This is a genomic window from Streptomyces sp. NPDC060031, assembly GCF_042736805.1.
GTDB lineage: Bacteria > Actinomycetota > Actinomycetes > Streptomycetales > Streptomycetaceae > Streptomyces.
Map to the genome: position 1 here is coordinate 1 of NZ_JBHWVM010000001.1, position 25031 is coordinate 25031.

The 25031-nt window shown below is 73.9% G+C and carries 24 protein-coding genes; 15 read left to right on the forward strand and 9 right to left on the reverse strand.

Features of this window, described 5'->3' with window-relative positions; translation table 11 throughout:
* Positions 1 to 290: 290 nt before the first annotated feature.
* Positions 291 to 1580 carry a streptophobe family protein gene (locus tag ACFWB8_RS00005; RefSeq protein WP_385220013.1) on the forward strand — a complete coding sequence of 430 codons (1290 nt, stop codon included), beginning with the start codon at positions 291 to 293 and terminating at the stop codon, positions 1578 to 1580.
* A 36-nt stretch (positions 1581 to 1616) separates the two neighbouring features.
* Here ACFWB8_RS00005 and ACFWB8_RS00010 read toward each other — a convergent pair whose 3' ends face one another.
* Positions 1617 to 1991, reverse strand: coding sequence for a DUF4180 domain-containing protein (locus ACFWB8_RS00010; protein WP_385220016.1), 375 nt, complete (start codon positions 1989 to 1991; stop codon positions 1617 to 1619).
* Between the two features lie 86 nt (positions 1992 to 2077).
* Between ACFWB8_RS00010 and ACFWB8_RS00015 the strand changes: the two genes are divergently transcribed.
* A complete protein-coding gene (locus ACFWB8_RS00015) occupies positions 2078 to 2467 on the forward strand; it encodes a hypothetical protein (protein WP_385220018.1) in 390 nt (129 codons plus the stop codon).
* Between the two features lie 4 nt (positions 2468 to 2471).
* Here the strand turns inward: ACFWB8_RS00015 and ACFWB8_RS00020 are convergent, their stop codons facing one another.
* Genes ACFWB8_RS00020 through ACFWB8_RS00030 form a run of 3 tightly spaced genes read right to left on the reverse strand, consistent with a single transcriptional unit; the run spans position 2472 to position 6514 of the window.
* A complete protein-coding gene (locus ACFWB8_RS00020; protein WP_385220021.1) occupies positions 2472 to 3455 on the reverse strand; it encodes a serine/threonine-protein kinase in 984 nt (327 codons plus the stop codon).
* Positions 3455 to 4144: a hypothetical protein gene (locus ACFWB8_RS00025; RefSeq protein WP_385220024.1), complete on the reverse strand. Its 690-nt coding sequence runs from the start codon at positions 4142 to 4144 to the stop codon at positions 3455 to 3457. The genes ACFWB8_RS00020 and ACFWB8_RS00025 overlap by 1 nt, the downstream gene beginning before the upstream one ends.
* 6 nt (positions 4145 to 4150) lie before the next feature.
* Positions 4151 to 6514: an FHA domain-containing protein gene (locus ACFWB8_RS00030; protein WP_385220027.1), complete on the reverse strand. Its 2364-nt coding sequence runs from the start codon at positions 6512 to 6514 to the stop codon at positions 4151 to 4153.
* Positions 6515 to 6676: 162 nt separating this feature from the next.
* Here ACFWB8_RS00030 and ACFWB8_RS00035 point away from each other — a divergent pair, with 162 nt between their 5' ends.
* The 5 genes from ACFWB8_RS00035 to ACFWB8_RS00055 all read left to right on the forward strand — a co-directional run bounded on the left by ACFWB8_RS00035 (position 6677) and on the right by ACFWB8_RS00055 (position 11866).
* Positions 6677 to 7759, forward strand: coding sequence for a cation diffusion facilitator family transporter (locus tag ACFWB8_RS00035; RefSeq protein WP_385220030.1), 1083 nt, complete (start codon positions 6677 to 6679; stop codon positions 7757 to 7759).
* Positions 7760 to 7817: 58 nt separating this feature from the next.
* Positions 7818 to 8306, forward strand: coding sequence for an NUDIX domain-containing protein (locus tag ACFWB8_RS00040; RefSeq protein ID WP_385220033.1), 489 nt, complete (start codon positions 7818 to 7820; stop codon positions 8304 to 8306).
* A 47-nt stretch (positions 8307 to 8353) separates the two neighbouring features.
* Positions 8354 to 9610, forward strand: a complete 1257-nt coding sequence (locus ACFWB8_RS00045) for a Tm-1-like ATP-binding domain-containing protein (protein WP_385220036.1) — start codon at positions 8354 to 8356, stop codon at positions 9608 to 9610.
* Between the two features lie 112 nt (positions 9611 to 9722).
* The gene (locus ACFWB8_RS00050; protein WP_385220039.1) at positions 9723 to 11291 is read left to right on the forward strand and encodes a serine/threonine-protein kinase; all 1569 of its coding nucleotides are present in this window, start codon (positions 9723 to 9725) and stop codon (positions 11289 to 11291) included.
* Positions 11288 to 11866, forward strand: coding sequence for a hypothetical protein (locus tag ACFWB8_RS00055; RefSeq protein WP_385220042.1), 579 nt, complete (start codon positions 11288 to 11290; stop codon positions 11864 to 11866). Before ACFWB8_RS00050 ends, ACFWB8_RS00055 begins: the two co-directional genes overlap by 4 nt.
* Positions 11867 to 11990: 124 nt before the next feature.
* Here ACFWB8_RS00055 and ACFWB8_RS00060 read toward each other — a convergent pair whose 3' ends face one another.
* On the reverse strand, positions 11991 to 13280 hold the full coding sequence (locus ACFWB8_RS00060; protein ID WP_385220045.1) for an ATP-binding protein: 1290 nt from the start codon (positions 13278 to 13280) through the stop codon (positions 11991 to 11993).
* 160 nt (positions 13281 to 13440) lie between these two features.
* Between ACFWB8_RS00060 and ACFWB8_RS00065 the strand changes: the two genes are divergently transcribed.
* Both ACFWB8_RS00065 and ACFWB8_RS00070 read left to right on the forward strand, forming a co-directional pair.
* On the forward strand, positions 13441 to 14910 hold the full coding sequence (locus tag ACFWB8_RS00065) for a hypothetical protein (RefSeq protein ID WP_385220048.1): 1470 nt from the start codon (positions 13441 to 13443) through the stop codon (positions 14908 to 14910).
* Between the two features lie 120 nt (positions 14911 to 15030).
* Positions 15031 to 15804 (forward strand): trypsin-like serine peptidase, encoded by a 774-nt coding sequence (locus ACFWB8_RS00070; protein ID WP_385220051.1) that lies wholly within the window; start codon positions 15031 to 15033, stop codon positions 15802 to 15804.
* A gap of 17 nt (positions 15805 to 15821) precedes the next feature.
* Here the strand turns inward: ACFWB8_RS00070 and ACFWB8_RS00075 are convergent, their stop codons facing one another.
* From ACFWB8_RS00075 to ACFWB8_RS00085, 3 genes are read right to left on the reverse strand one after another with little or no spacing between them, the layout of a single operon-like run.
* A complete protein-coding gene (locus ACFWB8_RS00075; RefSeq protein ID WP_385220055.1) occupies positions 15822 to 16304 on the reverse strand; it encodes an NUDIX domain-containing protein in 483 nt (160 codons plus the stop codon).
* Positions 16305 to 16335: 31 nt separating this feature from the next.
* A complete protein-coding gene (gene lnt / locus ACFWB8_RS00080; RefSeq protein WP_385220057.1) occupies positions 16336 to 17994 on the reverse strand; it encodes an apolipoprotein N-acyltransferase in 1659 nt (552 codons plus the stop codon).
* 52 nt (positions 17995 to 18046) lie between these two features.
* Entirely contained in the window at positions 18047 to 18562 is a 516-nt protein-coding gene (locus ACFWB8_RS00085) for a hypothetical protein (protein WP_385220060.1), read from the reverse strand.
* A gap of 114 nt (positions 18563 to 18676) precedes the next feature.
* On the opposite strand from ACFWB8_RS00085, the gene ACFWB8_RS00090 reads away from it, so the two are divergent.
* Positions 18677 to 19150 carry a VOC family protein gene (locus ACFWB8_RS00090; RefSeq protein ID WP_385220063.1) on the forward strand — a complete coding sequence of 158 codons (474 nt, stop codon included), beginning with the start codon at positions 18677 to 18679 and terminating at the stop codon, positions 19148 to 19150.
* Positions 19151 to 19244: 94 nt separating this feature from the next.
* A complete protein-coding gene (locus tag ACFWB8_RS00095; protein WP_385220475.1) occupies positions 19245 to 20195 on the forward strand; it encodes an ADP-ribosylglycohydrolase family protein in 951 nt (316 codons plus the stop codon).
* A 37-nt stretch (positions 20196 to 20232) separates the two neighbouring features.
* On the opposite strand, the gene ACFWB8_RS00100 is transcribed toward ACFWB8_RS00095, so the two are convergent.
* Positions 20233 to 21027 carry a glutamate racemase gene (locus ACFWB8_RS00100; protein ID WP_385220066.1) on the reverse strand — a complete coding sequence of 265 codons (795 nt, stop codon included), beginning with the start codon at positions 21025 to 21027 and terminating at the stop codon, positions 20233 to 20235.
* 249 nt (positions 21028 to 21276) lie between these two features.
* Here ACFWB8_RS00100 and ACFWB8_RS00105 point away from each other — a divergent pair, with 249 nt between their 5' ends.
* The 4 genes from ACFWB8_RS00105 to ACFWB8_RS00120 all read left to right on the forward strand — a co-directional run bounded on the left by ACFWB8_RS00105 (position 21277) and on the right by ACFWB8_RS00120 (position 24972).
* Positions 21277 to 22449, forward strand: a complete 1173-nt coding sequence (locus ACFWB8_RS00105; protein ID WP_385220069.1) for a glycosyltransferase — start codon at positions 21277 to 21279, stop codon at positions 22447 to 22449.
* Between the two features lie 257 nt (positions 22450 to 22706).
* Positions 22707 to 23222, forward strand: coding sequence for a DUF6643 family protein (locus tag ACFWB8_RS00110; protein WP_385220072.1), 516 nt, complete (start codon positions 22707 to 22709; stop codon positions 23220 to 23222).
* 30 nt (positions 23223 to 23252) lie between these two features.
* Positions 23253 to 24077 carry an MOSC domain-containing protein gene (locus tag ACFWB8_RS00115; protein WP_385220074.1) on the forward strand — a complete coding sequence of 275 codons (825 nt, stop codon included), beginning with the start codon at positions 23253 to 23255 and terminating at the stop codon, positions 24075 to 24077.
* Between the two features lie 283 nt (positions 24078 to 24360).
* Positions 24361 to 24972 (forward strand): hypothetical protein, encoded by a 612-nt coding sequence (locus tag ACFWB8_RS00120; protein WP_385220077.1) that lies wholly within the window; start codon positions 24361 to 24363, stop codon positions 24970 to 24972.
* Positions 24973 to 25031 lie beyond the last annotated feature (59 nt).

A 25031-nucleotide genomic window follows, 5' to 3' on the forward strand; every position in this document is an offset into this window, starting at 1 on the left:
CCCCCGGCGGGGCGGGCGGAGGCGGCGGAGGCGGGGCAGGAGGCCCCTGCTGCCTCCCGGACAGCGGGCCGGAGGGCGGGCCCGTGGGACGCTCGGACGACGGCGGCGGCTGGCCGGACGGTTGCGTGGTCACAGGCGGGCTCTTCTTCCAGACGGAGGAGTTCCGGTCCCGGGTGGAGATCCGGAGATTCCGATGCCATTTGCACCGAAATCTCCGGATTCACTCCTGCCGACCATTGTGTGCGCCGTTCAGATGGTGCCCGCAAGCGGAGGGTGCCTACGGTTGCAGGGTGATCCGTACGCCCAGCACGTCCGGCAATGCGTCCGCCGCCGCAGGCTCCGCCAGGGCATGGCGTGACGCCCTCGTCGCGGTGGTCGCGGGCTTCGTGGTGATGGCCGTGGTCGCGGCCGCCGGGCTGGCCCTGGCGGGCGCGGGCGATCTGCCGGGCGGGGCCTTCCCCCATGTGGTGGCCGCGGTCGTCGTGATGGCGGTCGGCGGCTCGGTCGAGGTGACGGGCGGGGCCGGCTTCTTGGCGCAGGCCGATGCGAGCCTGTCCGTACTCCCCCTCTCCGTGAGCCTGGCGGGCGCGCTCACCGCCGGCTGGTGCTTCCTGCGCCCCCTGCACAACCGGGCCGTGGCCGGGCCGCGCGAACTGCTGTCCCGGGCGGGCCCGTTGGTCCTGCTGTGGCTGCTCGCACTGCTGGGCACCTCGCTCCTGGCCCGGCAGGACTTCTCCGTCTCCACCGGCGACTCCCCCGCCGGGGAGATCGCGGGGGAACTCGGTGAACTCCTCGACTCCGCCCCGAAGGTCGGGTTCAAGGCCGCGGTTCCCGCCACGCTCCTGTTCGGACTGCTGTGGATCCTGGGCGTGTTGCTGATCGCCCTGCTGATCTCGCGCCGCGCTCCGCTCCCGGCCGGGCTGATCCGCTTCCACTCGGCGGTGCGCCCGGCCGCGTTCGCCGTGGTCGCGCTGCTCCTCGCGTACGTCGCCATCGGCGTCGTGGCCGGTCTCGTGGTGGCGGCGACCCGGGGGCACGCGGCCCGCACCCTGGCGGTGGTCCTGCTCGGCCTGCCGAACCTCGCCTGGCTCGCCCTCACCCTGGGCATCGGCGGGGCCTGGGAGGGCCAGGTCGAGGGGCCGTTCGGGCTGCCGGTGCCGCAGCTGCTGGACCACGTGCTGCGCGGCTCCGACCTGTCCACGGTGGACGTGGGCTCGCTCGCGCGGCAGGACTCCCGGGCCTGGTGGCTCGTGGTGGTCGCGGCGGTCCTGCTGCTCGGCGCGGGCGTCCTCGCGGCCGTGCGCTCCCCGGCCGATGTGCGCCCCTGGCAGCACGCGCTCCACCTGGCGGTGGCGCTCGCCCTGGCCGCCCTGACGGTATGTCTGCTGGCCACGGTCCAGGCCGAGTTCGGCCTGTCCCTGCTGGGCATCGGCGACGTGGGCGGCCTCGGCGGCAAGGTCGAGCTCCGCCCCGTCCTGTGGCGCACCGTGGGCCTCGCCCTGCTCTGGGGCGCGGTGGCGGGCTTCCTGGGCGCCCTCCTGGCCCGCCCGCTGCGCCACCGCGGGCGGGTCGACCAGTAGACCTCGGGCAGTGGACCCGCGGGCCGCGGGCGGTCCTCAGTCCGTCAGCCGCGCCCGCAGCTCCTCGACGTCGGCGAGGAACCAGGTCTGCCGCCCGCGGTTGCACTCTCGGACGAAGTCGCGCAGCGCCGAACTGCTCTCCACGTGGCGGGAGACGTCCCCGAGGACGACGAGTCCCAGACGGTAGTTGGCGAACTTCTGGACGATGTCGCCGGCGACTCGGCTGCGCAGCCGGAAGAACGCGTCGTCGAACCGCTCGGCGGGGATGACGACCCACTCGGCGCCCTGGTAGCCGGCATCTCCGATCAGATCCAGGACGGCGCCCTCCCCGCGGATGGCCTCGCCTTCGGCGGCGCACATGAGGACGGGCACGTCGTTGATCGTCTGCAGGGTGCTCACGGGGATGCTCATGGGCACCGAGGTTAGCTGGGCCGTACGGGTGAACGAACGGATATCGGTTCATCGGGGGATCGTTTCCGCATGTCACGCTCGCCTCCGTGAACACGATCAAAGGCCTGTTCCGGCCGCTCCACGCCGTTGGCCTGCTTGCGGTCTCCGCGTTGGCCCTGACCCTCTCCACCGCCCTGCCCACCCAGGCGACGAGCACCGGCGCCCGGTACCTGGCCGGCGCCATGGGCCGGGCGGCCCCCGGCGCCGAAGCCGTGGCCGTCAGCCGGGTGTTCTGCCCGCGCGGCACGACCGTCCAGTCCGGCGGCTACTCCACCGCCCGCCCGGGCCGCGAGGCCGCGGGCGGGTTCAGACCCGTCGTCCTGGCCAGCCACCCCGTCTTCGACGACACGAACGGCCGTACGGGCTGGTACGTCTCCGCCTCGCACGCCGATGTGACGGCCCACGTGCTCTGCCGCCCCTCCGACACCGGCGACTGACCGCTCAGCCCCGGCGCCGGAACACCGGCATCGCCCACCCCGGTGGCGGGGGCGCCGGTCCGGGGTCCGGCCCCGGGCCGGCCGGCTGCCGTCCCTCCCCCGTCACGGCGGCCACCGCTGCCGCCCCCGCCCGTCGCAGCGCGTCGGTGAACTCCAGGCAGCTCGCCCACCGGTCATCCGGCGCCTTGGCCAACGCCTTCGCCAGCACCGCGTCCACCCCGGCCGGAAGTCCGTTCCGGCGCGAGCTCACCGGCGGCGGCGGGTCGTACTGGTGGGCCCAGAGCAGCGCCATGTCGTCGTCCCGCTGGAACGGCGGGCCGCCCGCGAGCGTCTCGTAGACCACGCACCCCAGGCTGTAGACGTCGCAGCGCCCGTCCACCGGTTTCCCGGAGATCTGCTCCGGCGCCACGTAGTCCAGGGTCCCCACGAACTGCCCGACGCTCGTGAATCCGGTCAGCGACAGCGACTTCTTCGTCAGCCCGAAGTCCGTGAGGTACACGTGCTCGGGGTGTTCGCTGTCCGTGCCCTCCGCGACGAGGATGTTGCCGGGCTTCACGTCCCGGTGCACCAGGTCGTGAGCGTGCGCCGCGTCCAGCGCCGAGGCCACCTGCCCGGCGATCCGCGCCGCCGTACCCACCGGGAGCGGCCCGGTACGGTCGAGCATGGCCCGCAGGTCCTGCCCGGCCACGTACCGCATGGCGATGTACAGCAGCCCGTCCGTCTCCCCCGCCTCGAAGACCGGCACGATGTGCGGGTGCTCGATGGCCGCCGCCACCTTCGACTCGTGCGCGAACCGCTGCCTGAAGGTGTCGTTGCGCGCCAGCTCGGGCGCCAGCAGCTTCAGCGCCACCGTCCGGTCCAGCCGCACGTCGTGCGCCCGGTAGACGGTTGCCATCCCGCCGCGCCCGATCTCGCTCTCCACCACGTACCCGGCGATCCGCCGCCCCCGGAGGTCGCCGGCGCGGCCGTCGAGCGGGTCCTCGGCCATCACGGCCCTCCGGTGCCGGTGCCGGTCCCGGTCCCGGGCTGATCCGCGATCCGCGTCGGCTCGTGCCGCCCGCCGGCGTCCGCCCCCGCACCGGCGCCTTGAGAATCACCGGAGTCACCGGAGCCCTGTACGTCGGCCACTGCCCCGGGAGCCACGTCCTGCGGCGGAGCCTCGGGCGCGGGCGGAGCACCCGGTCCGGCGACGACCGCGTACGCCGTCAGGCGGCTCCCGTCCGCGTACATCCACCGTCCCGCCGCCTCGTCGTAGAGCCACGCGGACTCCCCGTCGACGACGACCCCGGCGCGCAGTCCCCGGGTGACGCGCCGCAGGGTCTCGGCGTCCGCCCGGCCCGAGGCGAGGTCCCCCACCGCCCGCCGGTAGCGCTCCAGCGCCTCGGCGGTGTGGGTGAGCAGCGGCTGCGGGTCCTCGCTGCGCGAAAGGGGCCGGCCGCCGGTCGGTGGGGGCTGCGGTACGGCCACCAGCAGGCGGCCGTCCACCCAGGCGGACCAGCCGTTGGCGCACAGGACCTCCCCCCACTCCCCGCGCCGGGACAGCAGGCGCACGGGCAGGAAGGGGTCCAGGGGCGTGGTGGGCCGGGACAGGTCGGGTTCCTCCCAGGCAGGCAGCCCCTCCTGCGGCACGACATGGGTGGGGCGGAACTCCTCGCCGAGGCCGACCGTGCTGGTCATCGGTGCCTACTTCCGCATGATCGCGGGCTCGTGCCGCCGCAGCAGCCGCGCGACCAGCACCCCGAACAGCACGGACAGGACCACCAGCATCCCGAGGTTCAGCAGCCACACCCCGACGCTGTGCGCGAAGAGCGGGTCGTCGGTGAGTTCGCCGGGCACGATCGCGCCGAGGTCGATGGTGGCGGCCATCGCGCCGAGCGCCCACCGCGAGGGCACGAGCCAGGCCAGCTGTCCGATCACCGGCACCCCGTCGAGCTGGAGCAGCGCGCCGCAGAACACCACTTGGACGATGGCGAGCAGGACCAGCAGCGGCATCGTGACCTCCTCCTTGCGCACCAGGGCGGAGACGAGCAGGCCGAGCATCATGGCGGTGAACGACAACAGTGCGACGGCCAGGGTGATTTCGACCAGGGGCGGCAGCAGCACTCCCTTGCCGTCCGGGGCGCCCTGTTTCACGCCGAAGAGTCCGACGAGTGTCAGCACCACCGCCTGGGCCACGGTGATGGCGCCGAGCACCACCACCTTGGACATCAGGTAGGCGGACCTGGACAGCCCGACGGCGCGCTCGCGCTGGTAGATGGTGCGTTCCTTGACCAGTTCGCGCACCGCGTTGGCGGCGCCCGTCAGCACGCCGCCCACGCACAGGATGAGCAGGGCGTTGATCGCCGTCTCCCGGGTCAGGGTGCTGCCGGCGAGCGCGCGGGCCATCGCTCCCATCACGAACGGCAGCGCGATCATGATGGCGAGGAAGGTGCGGTCCGCGCCGAGCGCGGCCGCGTACCGCCGGATCAGGGTGGACAGCTGGGAGCCCCAGCTCTGCGCCTTCGGCGGCGCGGCGACGAAACCCGCGGCGGCGGAACCGGTGCCCCCGTCGGGCCGGGGCTGGCGGGCGGCGCCCGTGACGTAGCGGTGGTGCTGGGCCGAAGCCGCGTATTCCCCGTACCAGTCGCGTTCCCGCTGGTTCTCGAAGGCCTCGAAGGCCTCGGGCCACTGCGCGAAGCCGAAGAAGCCGAGGGTCTGCTCGGGCGGCCCGAAGTAGGCCGTGCGCCCGCCCGGGGCGAGGACCAGGAGCCGGTCGCAGACGTCCAGGCTGAGCACGCTGTGGGTGACGACGATGACGGTGCGGCCGTCGTCGGCGAGGCCGCGCAGCATGTGCATCACGGAGCGGTCCATCCCCGGGTCGAGCCCGGAGGTGGGCTCGTCGAGGAAGAGCAGCGACGGCTTGGTGAGCAGCTCCAGTGCGACGGAGACCCGCTTGCGCTGGCCGCCGGAGAGGCTGTGGATGGGCTGGTCGGCGCGCTGCTGGAGGCCGAGTTCCCCGATGACTTCGTCCACCCGGGCCTGGCGTTCGGCCTTGGCGGTGTCCTGCGGGAAGCGCAGCTCGGCGGCGTAGGTGAGGGCGCGGCGGACGGTGAGCTGCGCGTGCAGGATGTCGTCCTGCGGGACGAGCCCGATGCGGCTGCGCAGTTCGGCGTAGTCCCGGTACAGGTCGCGGCCGTCGTAGAGGACGGTGCCGTGGTCGGCGGGGCGCAGGCCGGTCAGGGCGCCGAGGAGGGTGGACTTGCCGGCGCCGCTGGGGCCGACGACGGCGAGCAGGCATTTGGCGCCGACGGGGAAGGAGACGTCGTCGAGGAGGGTCTTGCGGCCGTGGTCGACGGCGACGGTGAGGTCCTGGACGTCGAGCGAGACCTCGCCGGTGTCCACGTATTCCTGGAGCTGGTCCCCGACGAGGCAGAAGGCGCTGTGGCCGATGCCGACCATGTCGCCCTCGGCGACGCGGGCGGCGCCCTCGACGGGTGATCCGTTGAGGTAGGTGCCGTTGTGGCTGCCGAGGTCGGCGATCTCGTACGAGCCGTCGGCGCGGGAGCGCAGTTCGGCGTGGCGGCGGGAGACCACGAGGTCGTCGATGACGAGGTCGTTGTCGGCGGCGCGGCCGATCCGCAGGGCGGTGCGGGCGGGCAGCGGCCGGATGCTGGTCGGCTGGCGGAAGGTGCCGGTCATCGCCGGGTTGGCCACGGAGGAGAGGCGGGCGTCGGCCGGGGCGGGTGGCGGGGAGCTGACCAGCAGGGCGCGGGGGCCGTCGGCGACGCTGCCGAAGCGCAGTTCGCTGCCGAGTCCGACGGCCCATTCGTGAACGCGGTGGCCGTCGGCCCAGGTGCCGTTGGTGCTGTTCTCGTCCTCCAGCGTCCAGTGGTCGCCGTCGGGGCGCAGGACGGCGTGGTGCCAGGAGACGCGTGCGTCCTCCAGACAGATCTCGCAGAGGGGGTCCCGGCCGACGTGGTACGTCCGGGCCGGGCTCATCGCGGTGGAGCCCCCGTCGGTTTCCAGAACGAGCTCGGGCGCGGTCGGCACACCGTGTCGCTGGGACATGGTCAGATCTTCCCACGATCCGACCCACCCAGCAGTTGCCGGGCATAACCGCAGGTCAGAGCGGTGTTATAGGTAATGACAACGGTCCCCGTTGCAGCCTTTGCCCATCTCCGCGAGGTGCGCTTCACTTCACGCGTCAGATCCGAACAAATGAGGGACGCCATGAGTGCGCACGACCACGCGCCGCACGAGTACGACGACCCGGCACACGACCGAGGAGGCCCCGGCCGCGAGCGCGGACACGACCACGGCCACGGCGATCACGGCCACGGCGGCCACAGCCACGGTGTCGCCGCCGACGCCGACCGACGCTGGCTGGGGCTGGCCCTGGGCCTGATCGCCGGCTTCATGGCGATCGAGGTCGTCATCGGCGTGGTGGCGCAGTCCCTGGCGCTGATCTCGGACGCCGCGCACATGCTGACCGACGCCGTCTCGATCGTCCTGGCACTGATCGCGATGCGGCTCGCCGCCCGCCCGGCGCGCGGCGGTTTCACGTACGGCCTCAAGCGCGCCGAGATACTTTCCGCCCAGGCCAACGGTCTGACGCTGCTCCTGCTGGCGGCCTGGCTGGCGTACGAGGCGGTGCGACGGCTGTTCGACCCGCCGCCGGTGGAGGGCGGTCTGGTCCTGGTCACGGCGCTGGCGGGGATCGCCGTCAATATCGTCGCGGCCTGGTTCATCTCCAAGGCCAACCGGACCTCGCTCGCCGTCGAGGGCGCCTACCAGCACGTCCTCAACGACCTGTTCGCCTTCATCGGCACCGCCGTGGCCGGCCTGATCGTGCTCACCACCGGATTCCGGCAGGCCGACTCGATCGCCACCCTCGTGGTGGTCGCGCTGATGGTCAAGGCGGGCTACGGACTGGTCCGGGATTCCGGCCGGATCTTCCTGGAGGCTGCCCCGGCGCATGTGGACCCGGACGCCGTGGGCGACCGGCTCGTGGGGCATCCGCCCGTCACCGAAGTGCACGACCTGCACATCTGGACCATCACCTCCGGGCAGGCGGCGCTCTCCGCCCACGTGCTGGTGGCGCCGGAGGGCGACTGCCACGCGGTACGCCGCAACCTGGAGGGGCTGCTGGCCAAGGAGTACGGGATCACGCACACCACCCTCCAGGTGGACCACGCCCAGGACGCCCTGCTCACGGTCGGCCGCGCGGGGGAGATCACCGGCTCGCACGCGTCCGATCCGCACTGCGCGGACGCGCACGGCCCGGTGCACCGGCAGGGCCCGCACGAGCACTGAACCGTTTCGGCGCGCGGCGGGGTGCTGAGCCCCGCCCGCGCTGGGCATACATGTACCCATGACGCCGAAGCGCAGCGCCGGGCTGCTCCTGTTCCGCGAGGCCGGCCATGGAACGACGGGCGGCCCGGAGGACGTCGAGGTACTGCTCGGCCACATGGGCGGCCCGTTCTGGGAGCGGCGCGATGCGGGCGCCTGGTCGATCCCGAAGGGCGAGTACGGCCCGGAGGAGACCCCGCGCGACGCCGCGCGCCGGGAGTTCACCGAGGAGATCGGGCTGCCGCCGCCGGAGGGCCCGTACCTGCCGCTGGGCGAGGTACGGGTGCCGGGCGGGAAGCTGGTGACGGTCTGGGCGGTACGGGCGGACCTGGATCCGCAGTTGATGGTGCCCGGGACGTTCAGCATGGAGTGGCCCACGGGCTCGGGCCGCACGGAGGAGTTCCCGGAGCTGGACCGGGTGGGCTGGTTCACTCCCCCGGCGGCCAGGACCAAACTGGTGGTTTCCCAACTGCCCTTCCTGGAACGATTGTTGGGGCTTGTGCAGGGTTGACCCGACCTTTACTTGCCAACAAACCCCACTGCATGGACATTGCACGTATGACGAACGTCGTGCTGGTGGGAACCCTGGACACCAAGGGTGGGGAGTACGGCTGGTTGCGCGAGCGGCTGTCGCGCGCCGGCGTCGAAGTGGTGCTGGTCGACACGGGGATCATGGGCGAACCCCGAGTGACCGCCGATGTGCCGCGCGAAGCGGTGGCACGGGCGGCCGGAACCGAACTGTCGGAACTACGCGCGGCCGCCGACCGGGGCGCGGCCGTGACCACGATGGCCCAGGGCGCGGAAGCGACCCTCTTACGCCTGCACGCCGAGGGCCGGCTGCACGGAGTGCTCGCGATCGGCGGCAGCGGCGGCACCTCCATCGCCACCCGGGCGATGCGCGCGCTCCCGCTGGGCGTGCCGAAGCTGATGGTGTCCTCGATGGCGTCCGGGGACGTGGGCCCGTACGTCGGGTCGGCGGACATCACGATGATGTACAGCGTGGTGGACATCGCCGGGATCAACAGCGTCTCCGCCCCGATCATGGCGAACGCGGTCGAGGCCATCGCGGGCATGGCCAAGGGCTTCGAGCGGCTCTCCCTGGAGCTGCGCCGGCCGGCCCGGCTGGGCGCGGGCAGCCGTCCGCTGATCGCGGCGAGCATGGCGGGCGTGACCACGCCCGGCGTGGACGCGGCCCGCGAACGACTGACCGAACTCGGCTACGAGGTGCTGGTCTTCCACGTCAGCGGCAGCGGCGGGCGCACCCTGGAGAAACTGGCCGGCCAGGGGATCTTCGCCGGAGTCCTCGACCTCACCCTCAGCGAGCTGGCCGACGACCTGTGCGGCGGGATCCTCACCGCCGGCCCCGACCGGCTCAGCGCGGCCGGGCGGGCCGGGATACCGCAGGTGGTGAGCCTGGGCGCGCTGGACCTGGTGAAGTTCGGCCCGCTGGAGACCCTGCCCGAACGGGCCCGCTACCGGCGGGTCCGCGTCCACAACCCCTCGATCACGGTGATCCGTACGACCGAGGCCGAATGCGCGGAGCTGGGCCGCAGGGTCGCCGCCAAACTCCGTGCGGCCACCGGCCCCACGGAGGTGTGCGTCCCATTGCGCGGACTGTCCACGCTCGGCGCGCCGGGCGGCCCCTACCATGACCCCGGCGCGGACCGGGCCCTGTTCTCGGCGCTGCGCGACGGACTGCGGGGCAGCGCCGCCCGGCTCTACGACTACGACACCCACATCAACGACCCCGACTTCGGACGGGCGGCGGCCGACCGGCTGCACGCCATGATCGGCGCGGTATCGGCCGCCGCCTGAGACGCCCCCGTACGGCGGGAACCAGCCGTGGCGGATTCCGTGTCCCAGCAGGTGGCCGGTCACCGGACGACCGGCCGCGGGACACGGGTCGCCATGGCAGGGGGCGGGAACGATGAACAACGCGTGGACGGTCCCCGGTTACACCCACACCCGGGAGCTCGGTTCGGGCGGCAGCGGCCGCGTGGTCCTCGCCGTCCACGACGGCACGGGCACCGCGGTCGCCGTGAAGTACCTCAGCGACCGGATGCTCCAGGACCCCGCCTTCGTACGGGAGTTCCGGGCCGAGGCGCGACTGCTCGGTGGGCTGCGCTCCCCGTACGTGGTGGGCCTGTACGAGTACGTGGAGGCCCCCGGCGGCGCCGCGATCGTGATGGAACTGGTCGACGGGATATCCCTGCGGGCGCTGCTCAAGCAGTCCGGGCAGACCGCTCCGGAGGCCGCGCTGGTGCTCCTGAAGGGCTCCCTGCTCGGCCTCGCCGCGGCGCACCGGGAGGGCGTGGTCCACCGGGACTACAAGCCGGAGAACGTGCTGGTCGCGGCGGACGGCTCGTCGAAACTGGTGGACTTCGGCATCGCGGCGGGCCGCGGCACCACCCCTGGCGTGGCCGGAACGCCCGCGTACATGGCGCCGGAACAGTGGCAGGGCCGGCCGGCCTCCCCCGCGGCGGACGTGTACGCGGCGACGGCGACCTTCTTCGAGTGCCTGACCGGGCGCAAGCCCTACGACGGGGAGAACTTCGCGGAGCTCGCGGTCCAGCACATCGAGGCGCCCGTCCCGGAGACCGAGGCTCCCGAGCCCGTGCGCCCGCTGATCCGGCGGGGGCTCGCGAAGGCGCCGGAGCAGCGGCCGGAGAACGCGGACGCGTTCGTGGCGGAGCTGGAGCAGGTGGCGCTGGCCGCGTACGGGCCCCGGTGGGAGGAGCGCGGACAGCGCAAGCTGGCGGCGCTGGCCGCACTGCTGCCGCTGCTGTTCCCCTCGGCGGGGGCGCCCGCCGAGGGCACCACCGCGCTGGCCACGACCACGCTGGACAGCGGCTCCTCCGGCTGGAGCCCCGGGCGGCGGGGCTGGCTCGCGGCGGGCGTGTCGCTTGTCCTGGGCGCGGTGCTGGTGCTGACGACGGACGCGATCGGCGACACCCCGGGCGGGGCGTCGGCGCTGAGCGCGTTCGCGACGACGAGCCCCGCCCCGGGCTCGCCTCCCCGGCCACCGAGCCCGTCGGCGTCCCCGAGCCCTTCACCGTCACCGTCGCCGTCACCGTCACCGTCGCCGTCACCGTCGCCGTCGGTCACCCCCACGCCCACCCCCAAGCCGACGGTGAGCTGGTCTCCCACGGCCACGCCGACCCCCAGTGCGACGCCGACCGTCAAGGTCCTGGCGGTCGGTGTGAACCTCACCCAGTCGGCGCTGACCAGCGGCCAGGCAGCGGTCACCGTCAAGGCCACGGGATCCGGCACGGTGAAGGTCACCGTCCAGTGGTTCACGGGCGACGCCAAGAATCCGTTCGCGACGCCCGACGGCTCCGGGACCTACGAGTACACCGGCGCCGCGCTCCCCGCGATCCCGCACACCTTCAGCGGCGCGGGCTGCTTCTGGGGTGTCAGGGTCACCACCGCTCCGGCGGCCGGGGACGGTCCGGCTCAGGACAGCATGCAGGCCAAGCGGAGGTGCGTTCCCGCATGAGCGACGACGACTACAGCGCCACGGTCCTCGGCAGCCACTGGTTCAGCGGCCCCCCGCAGCCGGACGACGTGGTCCCCGACCGGGTCGAGGGGTCCGTGCTGCGGTTCGGGCCCGGGGTCACCGCGGCCATGCCCGCGCCGTTCCCGTTGACCGGCCCCGCCGCCCCGCGGCCCCGGCGGGGCGGCGGCCTGCGGCGGTACGCCCTCGCGGCGGCGGTCCTGCTCGCGGTGCTCGCGTACCTGGGCTGGCAGCGGTACGGGCCCTCGATCGGCGTCCGGGACGTGGCCGTGAGCACCGACCCCCGGGGCCCCTCCTGCGACGCGGCGGCCGACGTGGTGGCCGTCGTACGGACGAACGGGCGCCCGGGGGTCCTCACGTACCGCTGGGTGCGCAGCGACGGCACCCGGTCCGCGCAGCTCACCGAGCGGGTGCCGAGCGGGCAGCACGAGGCGCGGCTGCACCTGCTGTGGACCTTCCAGGGAACGGGCACCTACCCCGCCCGGGCGGAGCTCCAGCTGATCTCCCCCGAGCCCCGCACCGCGGCGGTGGAGTTCACGTACCGCTGCCGGCCGTAGCCGCGACCCGTCCTTCTTCCGGCCAGGGTGGCCGTGGCCGTCCGGCCGAAGCCCGCCGGCCCCTTGCGCGTCACGCTCCAGCCGGCGAACACCCCAACCGGAGCGTGGCCGTCCCGCACGGAGCTCAGAACCGCGCGTGCGCCGTGATGTCCGCCGCGAACTCGCCCGTCATCGCGGGAGTCACCGTCGGACGGCACTGCGCGACCGCCGCCAGGTAGTCCTCGGTCGTCGCACCCAGCTGCGCGGCCGCCGCGCCGCGCGCGCCCACCGCCTCCAGGTCCCGTTCGAAGGACACCTGCGCGGCGGTCCGCGCCGCGTGCTCGATGTCGGCGGGGGTGAACAGCTCGCTCGCCGCCACCAGCGCCGCTACGTCGACGTCCGCGCGGCCGGCCGTGTACCGCGCCCAGATCGCGGCGCGGGCGCCCGCGTCCGGGGTGCCGATCGGGATCAGGTAGTCGAAGCGGCCCGGCCGCAGGAAGGCCGGGTCCAGAGAGCGGATCGAGTTGGTGGCGCACACCAGCAGCCGCTCGTCGCCCTCCCGGAAGCCCGGAATCAGCTTGAGCAGCTCGTTGGTCACCCCGTGGATCCCGCCGGGCTGCGCGGGCTCGGTGCGCACGGGCGCGATCTCCTCGACCTCGTCGATGAAGACGAGCACCCGCTCCAGCTCGCCGATCCGGGCGAAGGCGCCGCGCAGCGCGGTGGACAGATTGCCCTGGTCGGCGAGGCGGGAGGGCAGCAGTTCCACGAAGGGCCAGCCGAGCCGGGAGGCGATGGCGCGGGCGAAGGTGGTCTTGCCGGTGCCGGGCGGGCCGAAGAGGGTGATGGCGCGCGGCGGGCGCACCCCGTGCGCGGCGGCCCGCTCGGGTTCGGCGAGCGGCAGCACCACGCGGCGCTCGATGAGGTCCTTCTCCTTCTCCATGCCGGCGACCTCGGTCCACAGGTCGTTCGGCAGGAAGCGGCCGCCGAGGTCGTCGAGGAGGCCCGCGGCCGGGCCGTGCAGCGGCTCGGTCTTCTCGAAGTAGGCGACGGCGGGCTGCCGCGTGTAGCCGGCGTTGAGCAGGCCCTCGCCGAGCAGGTCCTCCTCGGGCAGGACGTAGGCGATGCGGCCGACGCGGGCGGCGACGAGCCGCCGCTCCAGCTCGACGAGCAGGGCGCTGGCCAGGCCCCGGCCGCGCCAGCCGGCGGCGATGGCGATGCGCATCACCCAGGCCCGCTCCCCGGTGACGCAGGCGAGTGCCGCGCCGATCGGGACGCCTTGGTGGACGGCGACGACGCAGGGCTGCCGGTCCGTGAGGGCGCCGATGCACTCGGCGAGGGAGAAGACGGACTCCTGGCCGAGTTCGGCCGTGGTGTCGATCAGATGGACCACAGCGGCGAGATCGCTCTCGCGGTAGTCGTGGATGAGCCAGTTCACCGGGTACCGCCCCTCGTTCGTGCTCCTGTGGCGAGGCTAGGGGCGGGCGGGCCGGGCCATCACGCTCCGCGGCGCACAACAGCGTGTGCGCGATCCCGCCGTCGCGTCCATAGACTGGTGGCTTCCGCCCAAGCCCCCCACCGAGGATCCGCGCACCTTCATGCCTTCCGACATATCCCACATACCAGCCGGCCGGCGCCGCCACCTCGCATGGCTGGTTCCGGTCCTGTGGACCCTCGCCCTCGGTCTGTGGGGGCTCTCCCGGCAGGACAGCGTGTGGCGGGACGAGGCGGCCACCTGGCAGGTGGCCGGGCGGTCGGCGGGCGAGATCTGGCACATGCTCGGGAACGTCGATGCCGTGCACGGGCTGTACTACCTGCTGATGCACGTGCTCTTCGAGGTGTTCGGGGCGAGCACGACGACCCTGCGGCTGCCGTCCGTGCTGGCGGTCGCGGCCGCCGCGGCGTGTGCGGCGCTGATCGGGCGCCGGCTGGCGGGCTTCTGGGCGGGGCTCGGCGGCGGACTGGCACTGGGGCTGCTGCCGGCGGTGCAGTTCTACCTCCAGGAGGGCAGGCCGTACGCCCTGGTCGCGGCCGGGGCCGGGCTGTCGAGCCTGCTGCTGGTGTCGCTGCTGGAGAGCCGGCCCGGGCGGCGGACGTGGCCGCGCTGGACGGCGTACGGGATCACCGTGCTGGTGTGCGCCCTGCTGAACTGGCTGTCCCTGCTGGTGCTGCCCGCCCATGCGGCGACCCTGTGGTGGGCGCGGGCCGGGCGCGGTGTGTACGGGCGCTGGCTCCTCGCCTCGGGGGCGGCGGTCCTGGGGGCACTGCCGCTGATCCTGTTCAGCCGGGGCCAGTCCGACCAGGTGTCGTGGATACCGCCGCTGACCTGGCACATGCTGATCGGGCCGGGGATCCTGCTGGCGATCGGCGGGTTCGGCGCGTGGGCCGACCGGTGGAACCGGCCGCGTGGGCAGCGGCTGTCGGTGGCGGCCGTCGGGCTGCCGCTGCTGGCGGTTCCGCAGCTGGGCCTGATCGGGCTGTCCCTGGGGCAGCCGCTGTTCCTGGACCGGTACGTGCTGTTCAGCATGGTCGGTCTGGCGCTGCTGACCGGCGCCGCGCTGGGCGCCGCCGTAAGCGTCACCGCGCCCCGGTTCCCCCGGGTGGCGGGTCTGCTCGTGCCGGGCGTGGTCGGGGTCGCGGCGCTGGCCCTGCTGCCGGTGGAGCTGGGCAAGCGGGCCCCCGCCAGCCGGGTCGACGACGTGCTGGCAGTCGCCGGGGAAGTGACCCGGCTGAAGCAGGACGGGGACGCGGTGCTGTTCGTACCGGCGGCGCGGCGGGACACCGCGCTGGTGTCACCGCAGGCCTTCACGGGGCTGGCGGACATCGCGCTGGCCCGGACCCCGGTCGCCTCCGGCACGCTCAAGGGCGAGGAGGCGGAGCCGGCACGGATCCGGGCGGCGCTGCTCGCACAGCGGCGGGTGCTGCTGGTGACGGACTCGGCGAAGGTGGCCAAGCCGTCCGGGGCGGAGCGGGACAAGGCGAAGGCGGCGGTCCTCAAGGAGCACTTCCGGGTGGTGGCGGACCAGCAGGTCCGGGGCCGCCGGCTGACGGTGTACGAGCGCCGCTAGCGCGCGCCCCCGGGCGGTGGCGGGGCCCGGTCGGGGTCGCAGCGGTCCGCGCCGGGATTCACAGCGGATTCATATGGAATTTCGGGCTCCGGACATGGGTTCGCCGGGGAGGCTCGGTGCATGATCCAGCGCATCCTCCCCCGACCCGACCGCCGCTCCCGCGCTCGTGCCCGGCGGACGTCCCGGATCCTGGTCGCCCTGGCCGCGATGGCCGCGCTGCTCAGCGTGGACCTGCCCGACGCCCTGGCCGAACCGCCGCTCGGGGTCACCGCACGGGCCGTCCCCGACACGACCGCCGACCGGGTGGGCGCGCTCTTCGCGGCCGGGCTCGACGGCGGCCACTCCTGCACCGCCGCGGTGGTGCGCAGCGACGACCGCAATGTGATCGCGACCGCCGCGCACTGCCTGGTCGACCTGGACGGCACCGTCTTCGCGCCGGGCTACCGGGACGGCAAGACCCCGTACGGCGTCTGGCAGGTCACCGACGCGTACGTGGCCCCGGACTGGACGGACGGCGGGAACCCGGACGACGACATCGCCTTCGCGACGGTCGCCGAGGTGGACGGACGGCAGATCGAGGACGTCGTGGGCGGTTTCCCGGTGGCCGCCCAACAGCCGGCCGACGCCACGGTCACGATCATCGGCTACCCGAGCAGTGACGAGGTCCCGCTGCGCTGCGCCAACAGCACGACGCTGTTCTCCGAGACCCAGCGCCGGATCGAGTGCCCGGACCTCAGCGGCGGCACGAGCGGCAGCCCCTGGCTGGTCGACGGCGCCCTGGCGGGCGTCCTGGGCGGGTACGAAGGCGGCGGAACCGTCCCGGAGGTCTCCTACAGCGCGGTGATGGGCGACCAGGCGGTGGAGCTCTACCGGGAGGCGGCCGTCACCGACTGACCTGCCGGGACACCGGCCTAGGAGATTTCGGCGGGTACCTCGAACCAGGTCGGCTCGTCCCGCAGGGCCCGGTGGATGCGGTCCAGGGCGAACGGCTCCAGCGGCGGCAGGTCGTCCACCTCGAACCAGGCCACCTCCAGCGACTCGTGGTCGTTGGCCCGCGCCTCGCCGCCGGTGGCCCGGCAGCGGAAGGTGATGTCCTGGAACTGGCAGACGTCCCCGTTGGGGTAGGTGATCGGCTCCAGCATCTGCACGAGGACCACCCGCTCCGGCACGCACGTCACAGCGGTCTCCTCGTACACCTCGCGCACCGCCGTCTCGGCGGGCTGCTCCCCCGGCTCGGCGATGCCGCCGACGACGGACCACCGGCCGGTGTCGGACCGCCGGCCGAGCAGCACTCGGCCCAGGTCGTCGATGACGATGGCCGTGACGCCGGGCAGCAGGAGCAGCTGCTGCCCGGCGGTGGCCCGGAGCTCGCGGATGAAGTCAGGTGTGGTCATCCCTCGACCCTAAGCGGCGCCGCGACGCGTCTCAGCCGCGGCGGGCGCGGATCCGACGGGCGAGGACCAGGCCGAGTCCGCCGGCGGCGAGGGCCAGCAGCGCGTACTCCGGGAGCGGCCCGAACCGCGTCGCCGGGGTCTCGGTGGAGCGCAGCGGGATCTCGTCGACCAGTGCGTCGGCGGTGAACATCTCGGTCTGCTTGACGATCGTCCCGTCGGGGCGGATGACCGCGCTGACCCCGCTGGTGACCGGGACGAGGACGGTCCGGCCGTGCTCCACGGCCCGCACCCGGTCCATCGCGAGCTGCTGGTACGTCATTTCGGTCCGGCCGAAGGTGGCGTTGTTGCTCGGCACGGCGATCACCTGGGCGCCGGCCTTGACGGTGGAGCGGACGGCGTCGTCGAAGGCGGCCTCGAAGCAGGTGACCATGCCGACGCCGGTGCCCGCCATGTCGAAGACGCCGGGCTCCTTGCCGGGGCCGAAGTCGCGGCGCACCCGGTCCACGTCGGAGCTGAAGAGCCGTACGAAGGAGCGCATGGGGATGCGTTCGCCGAACGGCTGGATCTTTCGCTTGTCGTACGTCTCGGTGGGGCCGTTGACCGGGTCCCAGAGGATCATCGTGTTGCGCAGCGGGCCGCTCTCCGGGACCAGCACGGAGCCGATCGCCACGGGCACGCCGATGGCCTTGACCGCTTGGTCGATGACGGCGTAGGCGTCGGGCTCGCTGTACGGGTCGATGTCGGAGGAGTTCTCCGGCCAGACGACGAAGTCGGGCTGCTTGGCGCGGCCGGCCTTGACGTCCTCGGCGAGCTGGATGGTCCGCCTGGCGTGGTTGTCGAGGACCGCGCGGCGCTGGGCGTTGAAGTCGAAGCCGGCGCGGGGCACGTTGCCCTGGATGACGGCGGCCACCGCGGTGCCGTCCTCGGCCGCGTCGGAGACCAGCGGTTTCGCGGCGAGGGCGCCGGCCAGCGGGGCGGCCACGCTCACGGCCGCGAGCAGGGCGGCGCCCGCCCTGCGGGTGTCGGTGCCGACGCGCAGGGCCTCGTAGAGGCCGAATCCGCACAGGGCGACCCCGAAGGAGAGCAGCGGGGTGCCGCCGAGCGCGGCGAGCGGGAGGAAGATCCCGTCGGGCTGGCCGAAGGCGAGCTTGCCCCAGGGGAAGCCGCCGAAGGGGGCGCGGGCGCGCAGCGCCTCCCCGGCGATCCAGACGGCCGCGCCCCAGAGCGGCCAGGCGGGCAGCCGGGTGACGAGGCAGATGCCGAGGGCGGTGAGGCCGACGAGCAGGGACTCGACGGTGGCCAGGGCGATCCAGGGGACGGGCCCGACGCCCTCCCCGGTCCAGACGAGCAGGGGCAGCAGGAAGCCGAGCCCGTGCAGGACGCCGAGGCCGAAGCCGGCCCGCGCGCGGCGGCCGTACAGGCACCAGGCGAGCAGCGCGAGGGCGGCGGGGGCCAGCCACCAGAGGGGACGGGGCGGGAAGCTGAGGTAGAGCAGGACCCCGGAGAGGGCGGCGAGCGCGGGGCGCACCAGCCGCGCGGCCTTCCGCGCGGCCGGGCTGCGGGGAGCGGGGCTGCCCGGAGCGGGGCTGCCGGGGGCGCGGGCGGTCAGCCCGGATTGCGGTTCCGCTTCGTCTCGGACGGCGGGGTTCGGCGGCTCGTTCCCGGCCGCGCGGGTCGCGCTGCTGCTCATCTGGCGGAGTGTACGTCCCCGCGCCGCTCGGCCCCGTACGGACGTCACCGGCTCAGCGGGTGAGAGCACGCAGATGGGTCCGGATGACGCGCACGGCGTTCTCCGCGTCGTCCACGGTGACGGTGAAGAGCTTTCCGTCGCCGAGGCGCAGTTCCATGCCCTCGCCGCGCCTGACGATGATCGCGGTGCCCTTCTCGGGGCGCCAGCGGTAGCCCCAGCCGCCCCACTGCTGGGGGGTGATCCGGGGGAGGAATTCGGCGGAGGCCACCTCCGCGAGCAGGATCTTCCGGCGCGGCAGGCCGATGTGGCCGCAGCGCACCACCATGGCCTCGGCGTCGACGTCGACGGTGACGTGGACGAAGGCGAGGGTGCCGTAGAGGATGAGCAGTCCCACGGCGAGGCAGCCGATCACGGCCATGAGAAGCGGAACGATGCCGGCGTCCCAGGCGTAGTCGACGGCGAGTTCGATGCCGAGCGCCAGACAGGCCGCTCCGGCTGCGGCGAGCAGCCACTGCGCGCGGTTTGAGGCCCGGCCCGTCCAGAGCGGACCCGGGGGGTGACCCGTCATGTGTAGCAGCGTACTCACGTTCCGCATGGATGCCACTGCCTCTCGCCCACTCGGTCCAGAGCGCGGCTGCCCGGCCTTGACCCGAACCAAACTTGAGGTTCTACGGTCCTGCGCATGACCACTCACGAGGCAGTACAGATCGTTCCCGAGCGCTACCGCACGGCGGTGGTGCCGCACATCATGGTGGCCGACGCGGCCGCCGCCATCGACTTCTACGGGCGGGCCTTCGGCGCGGTGGAGGAGTTCCGGCTCGACCGCCCGGGCGGCGGCGGGGTGCTGCACGCCGAGATACGCATCGCCGACGCCGTCCTGATGCTCGGCGACACCTCCGACGGCCCCTTCACCGCTCCGCCGGAGCTGGGCGGGACCTCGGTGGCGCTGCACGTGTTCGTCCCGGACGTCGACGCTCTCGTACGCGGGGCCGTGGCGGCGGGCGCGGAGCTGCTCCAGGAGCCGGCCGACCAGTTCCACGGTGACCGGACCGCCATCCTCCGGGACCCGTCGGGGCATCTGTGGGTGTTCCTGACGCACCTGGAGGACCTGTCCGGGGAGCAGTTGGAGGGACGGCTCTCCCGGGGGCGGGGCTGACGCCCCCGGGTCCCCCTGTCGCCGGACCGGCTCTCGGCCCGCGCTAGTTTGGCGACAGGGGACCCGACAGGGGACGTGACCGGGAGGCACTGTGATCACCCGACTGGACCGCGCCGTGGGAGCCGTACTGGGCTCGGCGGCCGGCGACGCGCTCGGCGCGCCCTACGAGTTCGGCCCCGCCGGGCAGTTGACGGCGCGCGGCCAGGAGATGCGCGGGGGCGGCGGCTGGGAACCGGGCGAGGCCACCGACGACACGCAGATGGCGGTGCTGGTCGGCGAGTCCCTGCTGGAGCACGGCGGGCTCGAACTCCCCGACGTCTTCGCGCGGTTCCAGCGCTGGGCGGCGGGGCGGCCCAAGGACATCGGGCTCCAGACCGAGGACGTGCTGACCAACGGCGAGCCCTGGGACCTGGCCGCCGCCCTGCACTTCCAGGTCAACGCCCGGGCGGCGGGCAACGGTTCCCTGATGCGGGCCTCGGCCTCCGCGGTGTACTTCGCCCCCGCGGGCCGGGCGGGCACCATGGCCGCCGCCCGGCGGATCGCGGCGCTCACGCACGGCGACCGGGCCGCCTGGGAGGGTACGGCCGTCCTGCACGAACTCGTACGAGTGGCACTGGAGGGAGCCGATCCGCTCGCCGCGCTGCCCGGGGCCCTGGAGGCGGTGCACCCCGGCCACCGCGAGCGGTACGCGCGCGTGCTCGCCCCCGACTGGCACCCGGACCTCGCCACCGAGTTCAACGGGGCGGTCTGGCCCTGCCTGGGCTCGGCGGTGTGGGCGCTGCGCACCACGGGCGGGTTCGCGGCCGCCGTACGGGCAGCCGTCGACCTGGGCGGGGACACCGACACGGTGGCGGCGGTGACCGGCATCCTGGCGGGCGCCCGCTACGGCCAAGCGGCGGTCCCGGAGGCCTGGACGGCCTCCCTGCACGTCCCGCTGCCGGGCTTCGGGGACCGGGTCCTGGACGCGGCCGCGCTGCGGGACCTGGCCGTACGCCTGGCGGCGCAGGGCCCGGGCCGGGGCCCTCAGCCGGAACAGGACCGCTGATCGGCGGCGGCTGCGACCCGGGTGCGGCCCTCGGGGGTCATCGCCCCACGGTGGCGTTCCGGCCCGCGAGCAGCCTGCCCTCGGCGTATCCGAGGGCGGCCTCGGGGAGCGCGCCGGGACGCCCGCTCAGGAGCACGGTCAGGCTGCCGGTCGGCGGCAGGTCCGGCTCGGGCCGGGCGCCGAGGCGGCGCAGCGCCTGCAGGGCCACGGGCTCGGCCGAACCGTGGAAGAGGAGCTCGACGCCCCCGGTGCGCTCGGCGAGGGCGGCGCGGATGGCCGCCTCGACCAGTTCGTAGTGCGTGCAGCCGAGCACCACGTCGGTCACGTCGGGCGGGGTCAGCGCGGCCGCGGCCGCGACGGCCCGGACGACCGCGGTGCCGTCCCCGTACTCGACGGCGTCGGCGAGTCCGGGGCAGGGCACCTCGGTGACGCGGGCCCCGGCGGCGAAGTCGCGGATCAGTCCGCGCTGGTAGGGGCTGCCGGTGGTGGCCGGGGTGGCCCAGATCGCGACCCGCCCCCCGGCGGCCGCGGCGGGCTTGATGGCGGGCACCGTCCCGATGACCGGGATCGCGGGCTCCAGCTCGACGCGCACGGTCGGCAGGGCGTGCACGGAGGCGGTGTTGCAGGCGATGATCAGCGCGTCCGGCCCCTCCCCGCGGGCGGCGCGGGCGACGGCGAGGGCCCGCTCGGTGAGGTCGGCGGGGGTCCGCGGCCCCCAGGGCATTCCGTCGGGGTCGGACGACAGCACGAGATCCGCGTCCGGGCGCAGCCGACGCATCGCGGCGGCCGCCGCGATGAGGCCGATCCCGGAGTCCATGAGGGCGATCTTCACTTGGTCACCTTAATCGACCGGGCCGCCCCTGGCCGAGAATCCCGCCTCCAGCGCGCAAATCCGGCCACGCCGAACAAATCCAGCACCGGCGGGCGAAACCAGCCCCGCGGGCGTTCGAGGCGCGGGGCCCGAGGCGGAGGCGCGGGGGCGCGGGGTCCAGGGGCGGAGGCGCGGGGTCCGGGGCCTCGGCAGCGGCGCCACGCCGCCCGCATCCGCCCCGAGCCCCGCAGGGCCCGGCACACTGCCGACATGGGCCTCCTCACCGCCGCCGCCTTCGTCTCGCTCGCCGTCTGGCTCTGGCTCGCCCTCGGGCAGGGCATGTTCTGGCGGACGGACGTACGGCTCCCGCCGCGCACCGCCCCCGCCCGCTGGCCGTCCGTCGCGATCGTGGTCCCGGCCCGGGACGAGGCCGAGGTGCTTCCCCTCAGCCTGCCCTCGCTGATCGCCCAGGACTATCCAGGCGAGGCCGAGGTCATCCTGGTCGACGACGGGAGTACGGACGGCACCGCCGACCTCGCCCGCCGGCTCTCCCGCGAGCACCCCGGCCTCCCCCTCACCGTCGTCTCCCCCGGTGATCCCGACCCCGGCTGGACCGGCAAGCTCTGGGCGCTGCGCCGCGGCATCGCGCTCGCCCGCGGAGCGCACGCGGACGAGCCCGACTACCTGCTCCTCACCGACGCCGACATCGCGCACGAGCCCGACAGCCTGCGCGAGCTGGTCGCCGCCGCGACGGCCGCCGACCTCGACCTCGTCTCCCAGATGGCGCGGCTGCGCGTGGTCAGCCCGTGGGAGCGGCTCGTGGTTCCGGCCTTCGTGTACTTCTTCGCCCAGCTCTACCCCTTCCGCTGGATCAACCGCCCCACCGCCCGGACCGCGGCGGCCGCCGGTGGCTGCGTGCTCCTGCGCACGGAGGCGGCGGTGCGCGCAGGCGTGCCGGACTCGATCCGTCAGGCCGTCATCGACGACGTCTCGCTCGCCCGCGCGGTGCACCGGTCCGGCGGCCGGATCTGGCTCGGACTCGCGGAGCGGGTGGACAGCGTGCGCCCGTACCCCGCGCTCGGGGACCTGTGGCGGATGGTCTCGCGCAGCGCCTACGCCCAACTGCGCCACCAGCCGCCGGTACTGGCCGGCGCGGTGGCCGGGCTGGTCCTCGTCTACCTGGTTCCGCCGGCGGCCCTCCTCGCGGGCCTCGGGGCCGGCCGGCCGGCGACCGCCTGGGCGGGCGCCCTGGCGTGGCTGCTGATGACCGGCACGTACCTGCCGATGCTGCGCTACTACCGGCAGCCGGCCGCGCTCGCTCCGCTGCTTCCGTTCACGGCGCTGCTGTACCTCCTGATGACCGTCGACTCGGCCGTGCAGCACTACCGCGGGCGGGGTGCGGCCTGGAAGGGCCGTACCTATGCCCGGCCCAGTGACGCCTGAAACCGTCGCGCGCCGGAGGATCACCACCGAAAGTGGAGTCATCCGAGGTCACCCGCTTGTGACGCTGTGTCAGCACGAAGTCGGTGCAACACCCAACCAGTGAGGACGAGTAGAGACAAGCCGGGGTGGAAGTGACGAATCGTGCACGTGAACGTCAAGTGAAAGCTGTGGCCCTGACCTGCGAAGATGCAGGTCAGGGCGGTGTTGACGACACCTCGCTATGGACCCGGTGAAGTCGTGGGCTTAACTTAGGTCCCATGACCTCCCCCCGCTCCACTTATGGCGGCGGTTACTACTCCGCGCCCTCCTTCCCGGACACCCCCATCTACGACTCCCTCGTCGCCGAACGGGGCACCCCGCAGATCGCCCCGATCCGCGTCCCGGCCGCCTACGACTCCCCGAGTTCCGGTTACTCGAGCGGTGGGTACCTCCCGGCCCTCGCCTCGTCGCTGCCCGCGCTGCCCCCGGCGATGCCCCAGCAGCAGCACGCCCCGGCGTACGGGTACCCGTACCAGCAGCAGGCCGCGCCGCAGCCGATGCCGCTGCAGCAGGCACCCGCCCCGTACATCCCTCAGCAGCAGCCGCTCGCGGCCCGCACGGGATACATGCCGCAGCCGCAGCACCAGCAGCCCCGCCCGGTCGCCACGGGCACCGGGTACGAGGCGATGCGTCCGGCCGCGCCGCGCCCGATGCAGGCGCAGCCCGCGCCCGTGCCGGCCGCCACGTACGAGGACCCGTACGGCCGCCAGTACCAGCAGGGACGAGGTTACTGACCGACCGGAGGCGGCTGGCAGTATGCCTCCATGTCGAACTTGTACGTCCAGGCGCTCCACGTCCATCCCGTCAAGTCGGTGGCGGGGACAGCTCCCGACGAGGTGACCGTGGAGCCCTGGGGCCTGTCCGGCGACCGCCGGTGGGCGGTGGTGGACTTCGAGGGCACGGTCATCACCCAACGCCAGCAGGCGCGGCTGGCCTTGGCCACGGCCCGTCCGCTGGGGAGCGGCGGGGTGGCGCTGTCGGCGCCGGGCATGGCGGACCTCCTCGTGGAGGTGCCCGAGCCGGGGCCGCTGGAGCCGGTCGTCCTGTTCGGGAAGAAGATCGAGACCGTGGTCGCGGCGCGCGCCGCGGCCGACTGGTTCAGCGCGTACCTCGGGGTTCCCGCGCGACTGGTGCACATGGACGACCCGGCCGTACGACGGCCCGTGGATCCGCAGTACGCGCTGCCCGGCGAGACCGTGAGCCTGGCCGACGGCTATCCGCTGCTGATCACCACCCTCGCGTCGCTGGACGCGCTCAACTCGCTGATCGCGCAGGGCGAGCACGCCGATGAGGGTCCGCTCCCGATGAACCGTTTCCGCCCCAATGTGGTGGTCGCCGGGGCCGAGGCGTGGGCCGAGGACGGCTGGCAGCGCATCGCGATCGGCGACGCCGTCTTCCGCGGGGCCCGGGAGTGCGGGCGGTGCATCGTCACGACCACCGACCAGGCGACGGCGCAGCGGGGCAAGGAGCCGCTGAAGACCCTGGGCAGGCACCGGCGGATCGGCAAGTCCCTCGCCTTCGGGCGGCAGCTGGTACCGGTGCGGCTGGGCACCGTACGGGTCGGCGACGAGGTCCGCGTCCTGCAATAGCCGACCGGCCAGACACGGCCCTGCGACGGCCTCCCTCGGAATGACACATTCGAGGGGCTCTCGAAGAATGCTGGAACCGCACACCACTACACGGCCGTTGGACCATTCAATACGTGTGAGGAAGAGACGCCGAGGACAGACACATCCAAAGCGTCTCCTCCTCAGGCATGTACCGGATTGGGTGACACAGGTCTCGCGAGTCCCGGAATGCGCGTCACCGGGGGGTGCGGGAGGCTTGTACGGCAGGCAGACGGAGACTGGCACAAGTAGGGGGAGCCGGACCGTGCGGACAGCAATGGGTGTGTGGCGATGGCGGCGCAATCCGCTGCGCCGCCAGACCGATCTCTTCGAGGCGTGGGTGGCGTTCGCCGCGCTGGTGTGCGTCCTGCTGGTGGCTCCGGCCGTCGGCTGGGTGGCCGGCGTCCAGGTGGACGACACGCTTCAGCGGGCCGTGCGCGAGCAGCGGCAGGAGCGGTACCTCGTACCGGCGGTGGTGGTCCGGCCGACCCCGGATCCGCCCGCGGGCGCGGCCGCCGATCCGGGGGCGCAGCGGCAGACCCCGCAGCGTACGCAGATCATGGCCGCGTGGACCGCGCCCGACGGCAGCAGCCACCTGGGCCGGGTGCCGGCCGCGGAGGAGCCCCCGCGCCCCGGCGACAAGTTCCGGATCTGGACCGACACCGAGGGGCGGGTGGTGGGCCGCCCGCTCGACCCGACCGCCGCCGACTTCCATGCGGGGATGGCCGGCCTCGCGGCCGCGCTCGCCGCCGCCGCACTGGTGGAGACCGTCCGGCGGCTGGTCGTACGCCGGCTCATGCATCGGCGGTACATACGACTGGACCGCGCGTGGGCCGCGGTGGGCCCCGACTGGGGCCGTGCGGGCGCGGGCAGCTGACCTGGCAACTCCGCGGCCCCGCGCGCGCTACGGTGGAGCGGCCGGATCAGTCGCTCCAG

Excerpts from the sequence above, each read along its gene's own strand:
- ACFWB8_RS00010 (WP_385220016.1), bottom strand. The coding sequence starts at position 1,991 with ATGAGCATCCCCGTGAGCACCCTGCAGACGATCAACGACGTGCCCGTC.
- ACFWB8_RS00020 (WP_385220021.1), bottom strand. The coding sequence starts at position 3,455 with ATGGCCGAGGACCCGCTCGACGGCCGCGCCGGCGACCTCCGGGGGCGG.
- ACFWB8_RS00025 (WP_385220024.1), bottom strand. The coding sequence starts at position 4,144 with ATGACCAGCACGGTCGGCCTCGGCGAGGAGTTCCGCCCCACCCATGTC.
- ACFWB8_RS00030 (WP_385220027.1), bottom strand. The coding sequence starts at position 6,514 with ATGTCCCAGCGACACGGTGTGCCGACCGCGCCCGAGCTCGTTCTGGAA.
- ACFWB8_RS00035 (WP_385220030.1), top strand. The coding sequence starts at position 6,677 with ATGAGTGCGCACGACCACGCGCCGCACGAGTACGACGACCCGGCACAC.
- ACFWB8_RS00040 (WP_385220033.1), top strand. The coding sequence starts at position 7,818 with ATGACGCCGAAGCGCAGCGCCGGGCTGCTCCTGTTCCGCGAGGCCGGC.
- ACFWB8_RS00045 (WP_385220036.1), top strand. The coding sequence starts at position 8,354 with ATGACGAACGTCGTGCTGGTGGGAACCCTGGACACCAAGGGTGGGGAG.
- ACFWB8_RS00050 (WP_385220039.1), top strand. The coding sequence starts at position 9,723 with ATGAACAACGCGTGGACGGTCCCCGGTTACACCCACACCCGGGAGCTC.
- ACFWB8_RS00055 (WP_385220042.1), top strand. The coding sequence starts at position 11,288 with ATGAGCGACGACGACTACAGCGCCACGGTCCTCGGCAGCCACTGGTTC.
- ACFWB8_RS00065 (WP_385220048.1), top strand. The coding sequence starts at position 13,441 with ATGCCTTCCGACATATCCCACATACCAGCCGGCCGGCGCCGCCACCTC.
- ACFWB8_RS00070 (WP_385220051.1), top strand. The coding sequence starts at position 15,031 with ATGATCCAGCGCATCCTCCCCCGACCCGACCGCCGCTCCCGCGCTCGT.
- ACFWB8_RS00075 (WP_385220055.1), bottom strand. The coding sequence starts at position 16,304 with ATGACCACACCTGACTTCATCCGCGAGCTCCGGGCCACCGCCGGGCAG.
- lnt (WP_385220057.1), bottom strand. The coding sequence starts at position 17,994 with ATGAGCAGCAGCGCGACCCGCGCGGCCGGGAACGAGCCGCCGAACCCC.
- ACFWB8_RS00085 (WP_385220060.1), bottom strand. The coding sequence starts at position 18,562 with ATGACGGGTCACCCCCCGGGTCCGCTCTGGACGGGCCGGGCCTCAAAC.
- ACFWB8_RS00090 (WP_385220063.1), top strand. The coding sequence starts at position 18,677 with ATGACCACTCACGAGGCAGTACAGATCGTTCCCGAGCGCTACCGCACG.
- ACFWB8_RS00105 (WP_385220069.1), top strand. The coding sequence starts at position 21,277 with ATGGGCCTCCTCACCGCCGCCGCCTTCGTCTCGCTCGCCGTCTGGCTC.
- ACFWB8_RS00110 (WP_385220072.1), top strand. The coding sequence starts at position 22,707 with ATGACCTCCCCCCGCTCCACTTATGGCGGCGGTTACTACTCCGCGCCC.
- ACFWB8_RS00115 (WP_385220074.1), top strand. The coding sequence starts at position 23,253 with ATGTCGAACTTGTACGTCCAGGCGCTCCACGTCCATCCCGTCAAGTCG.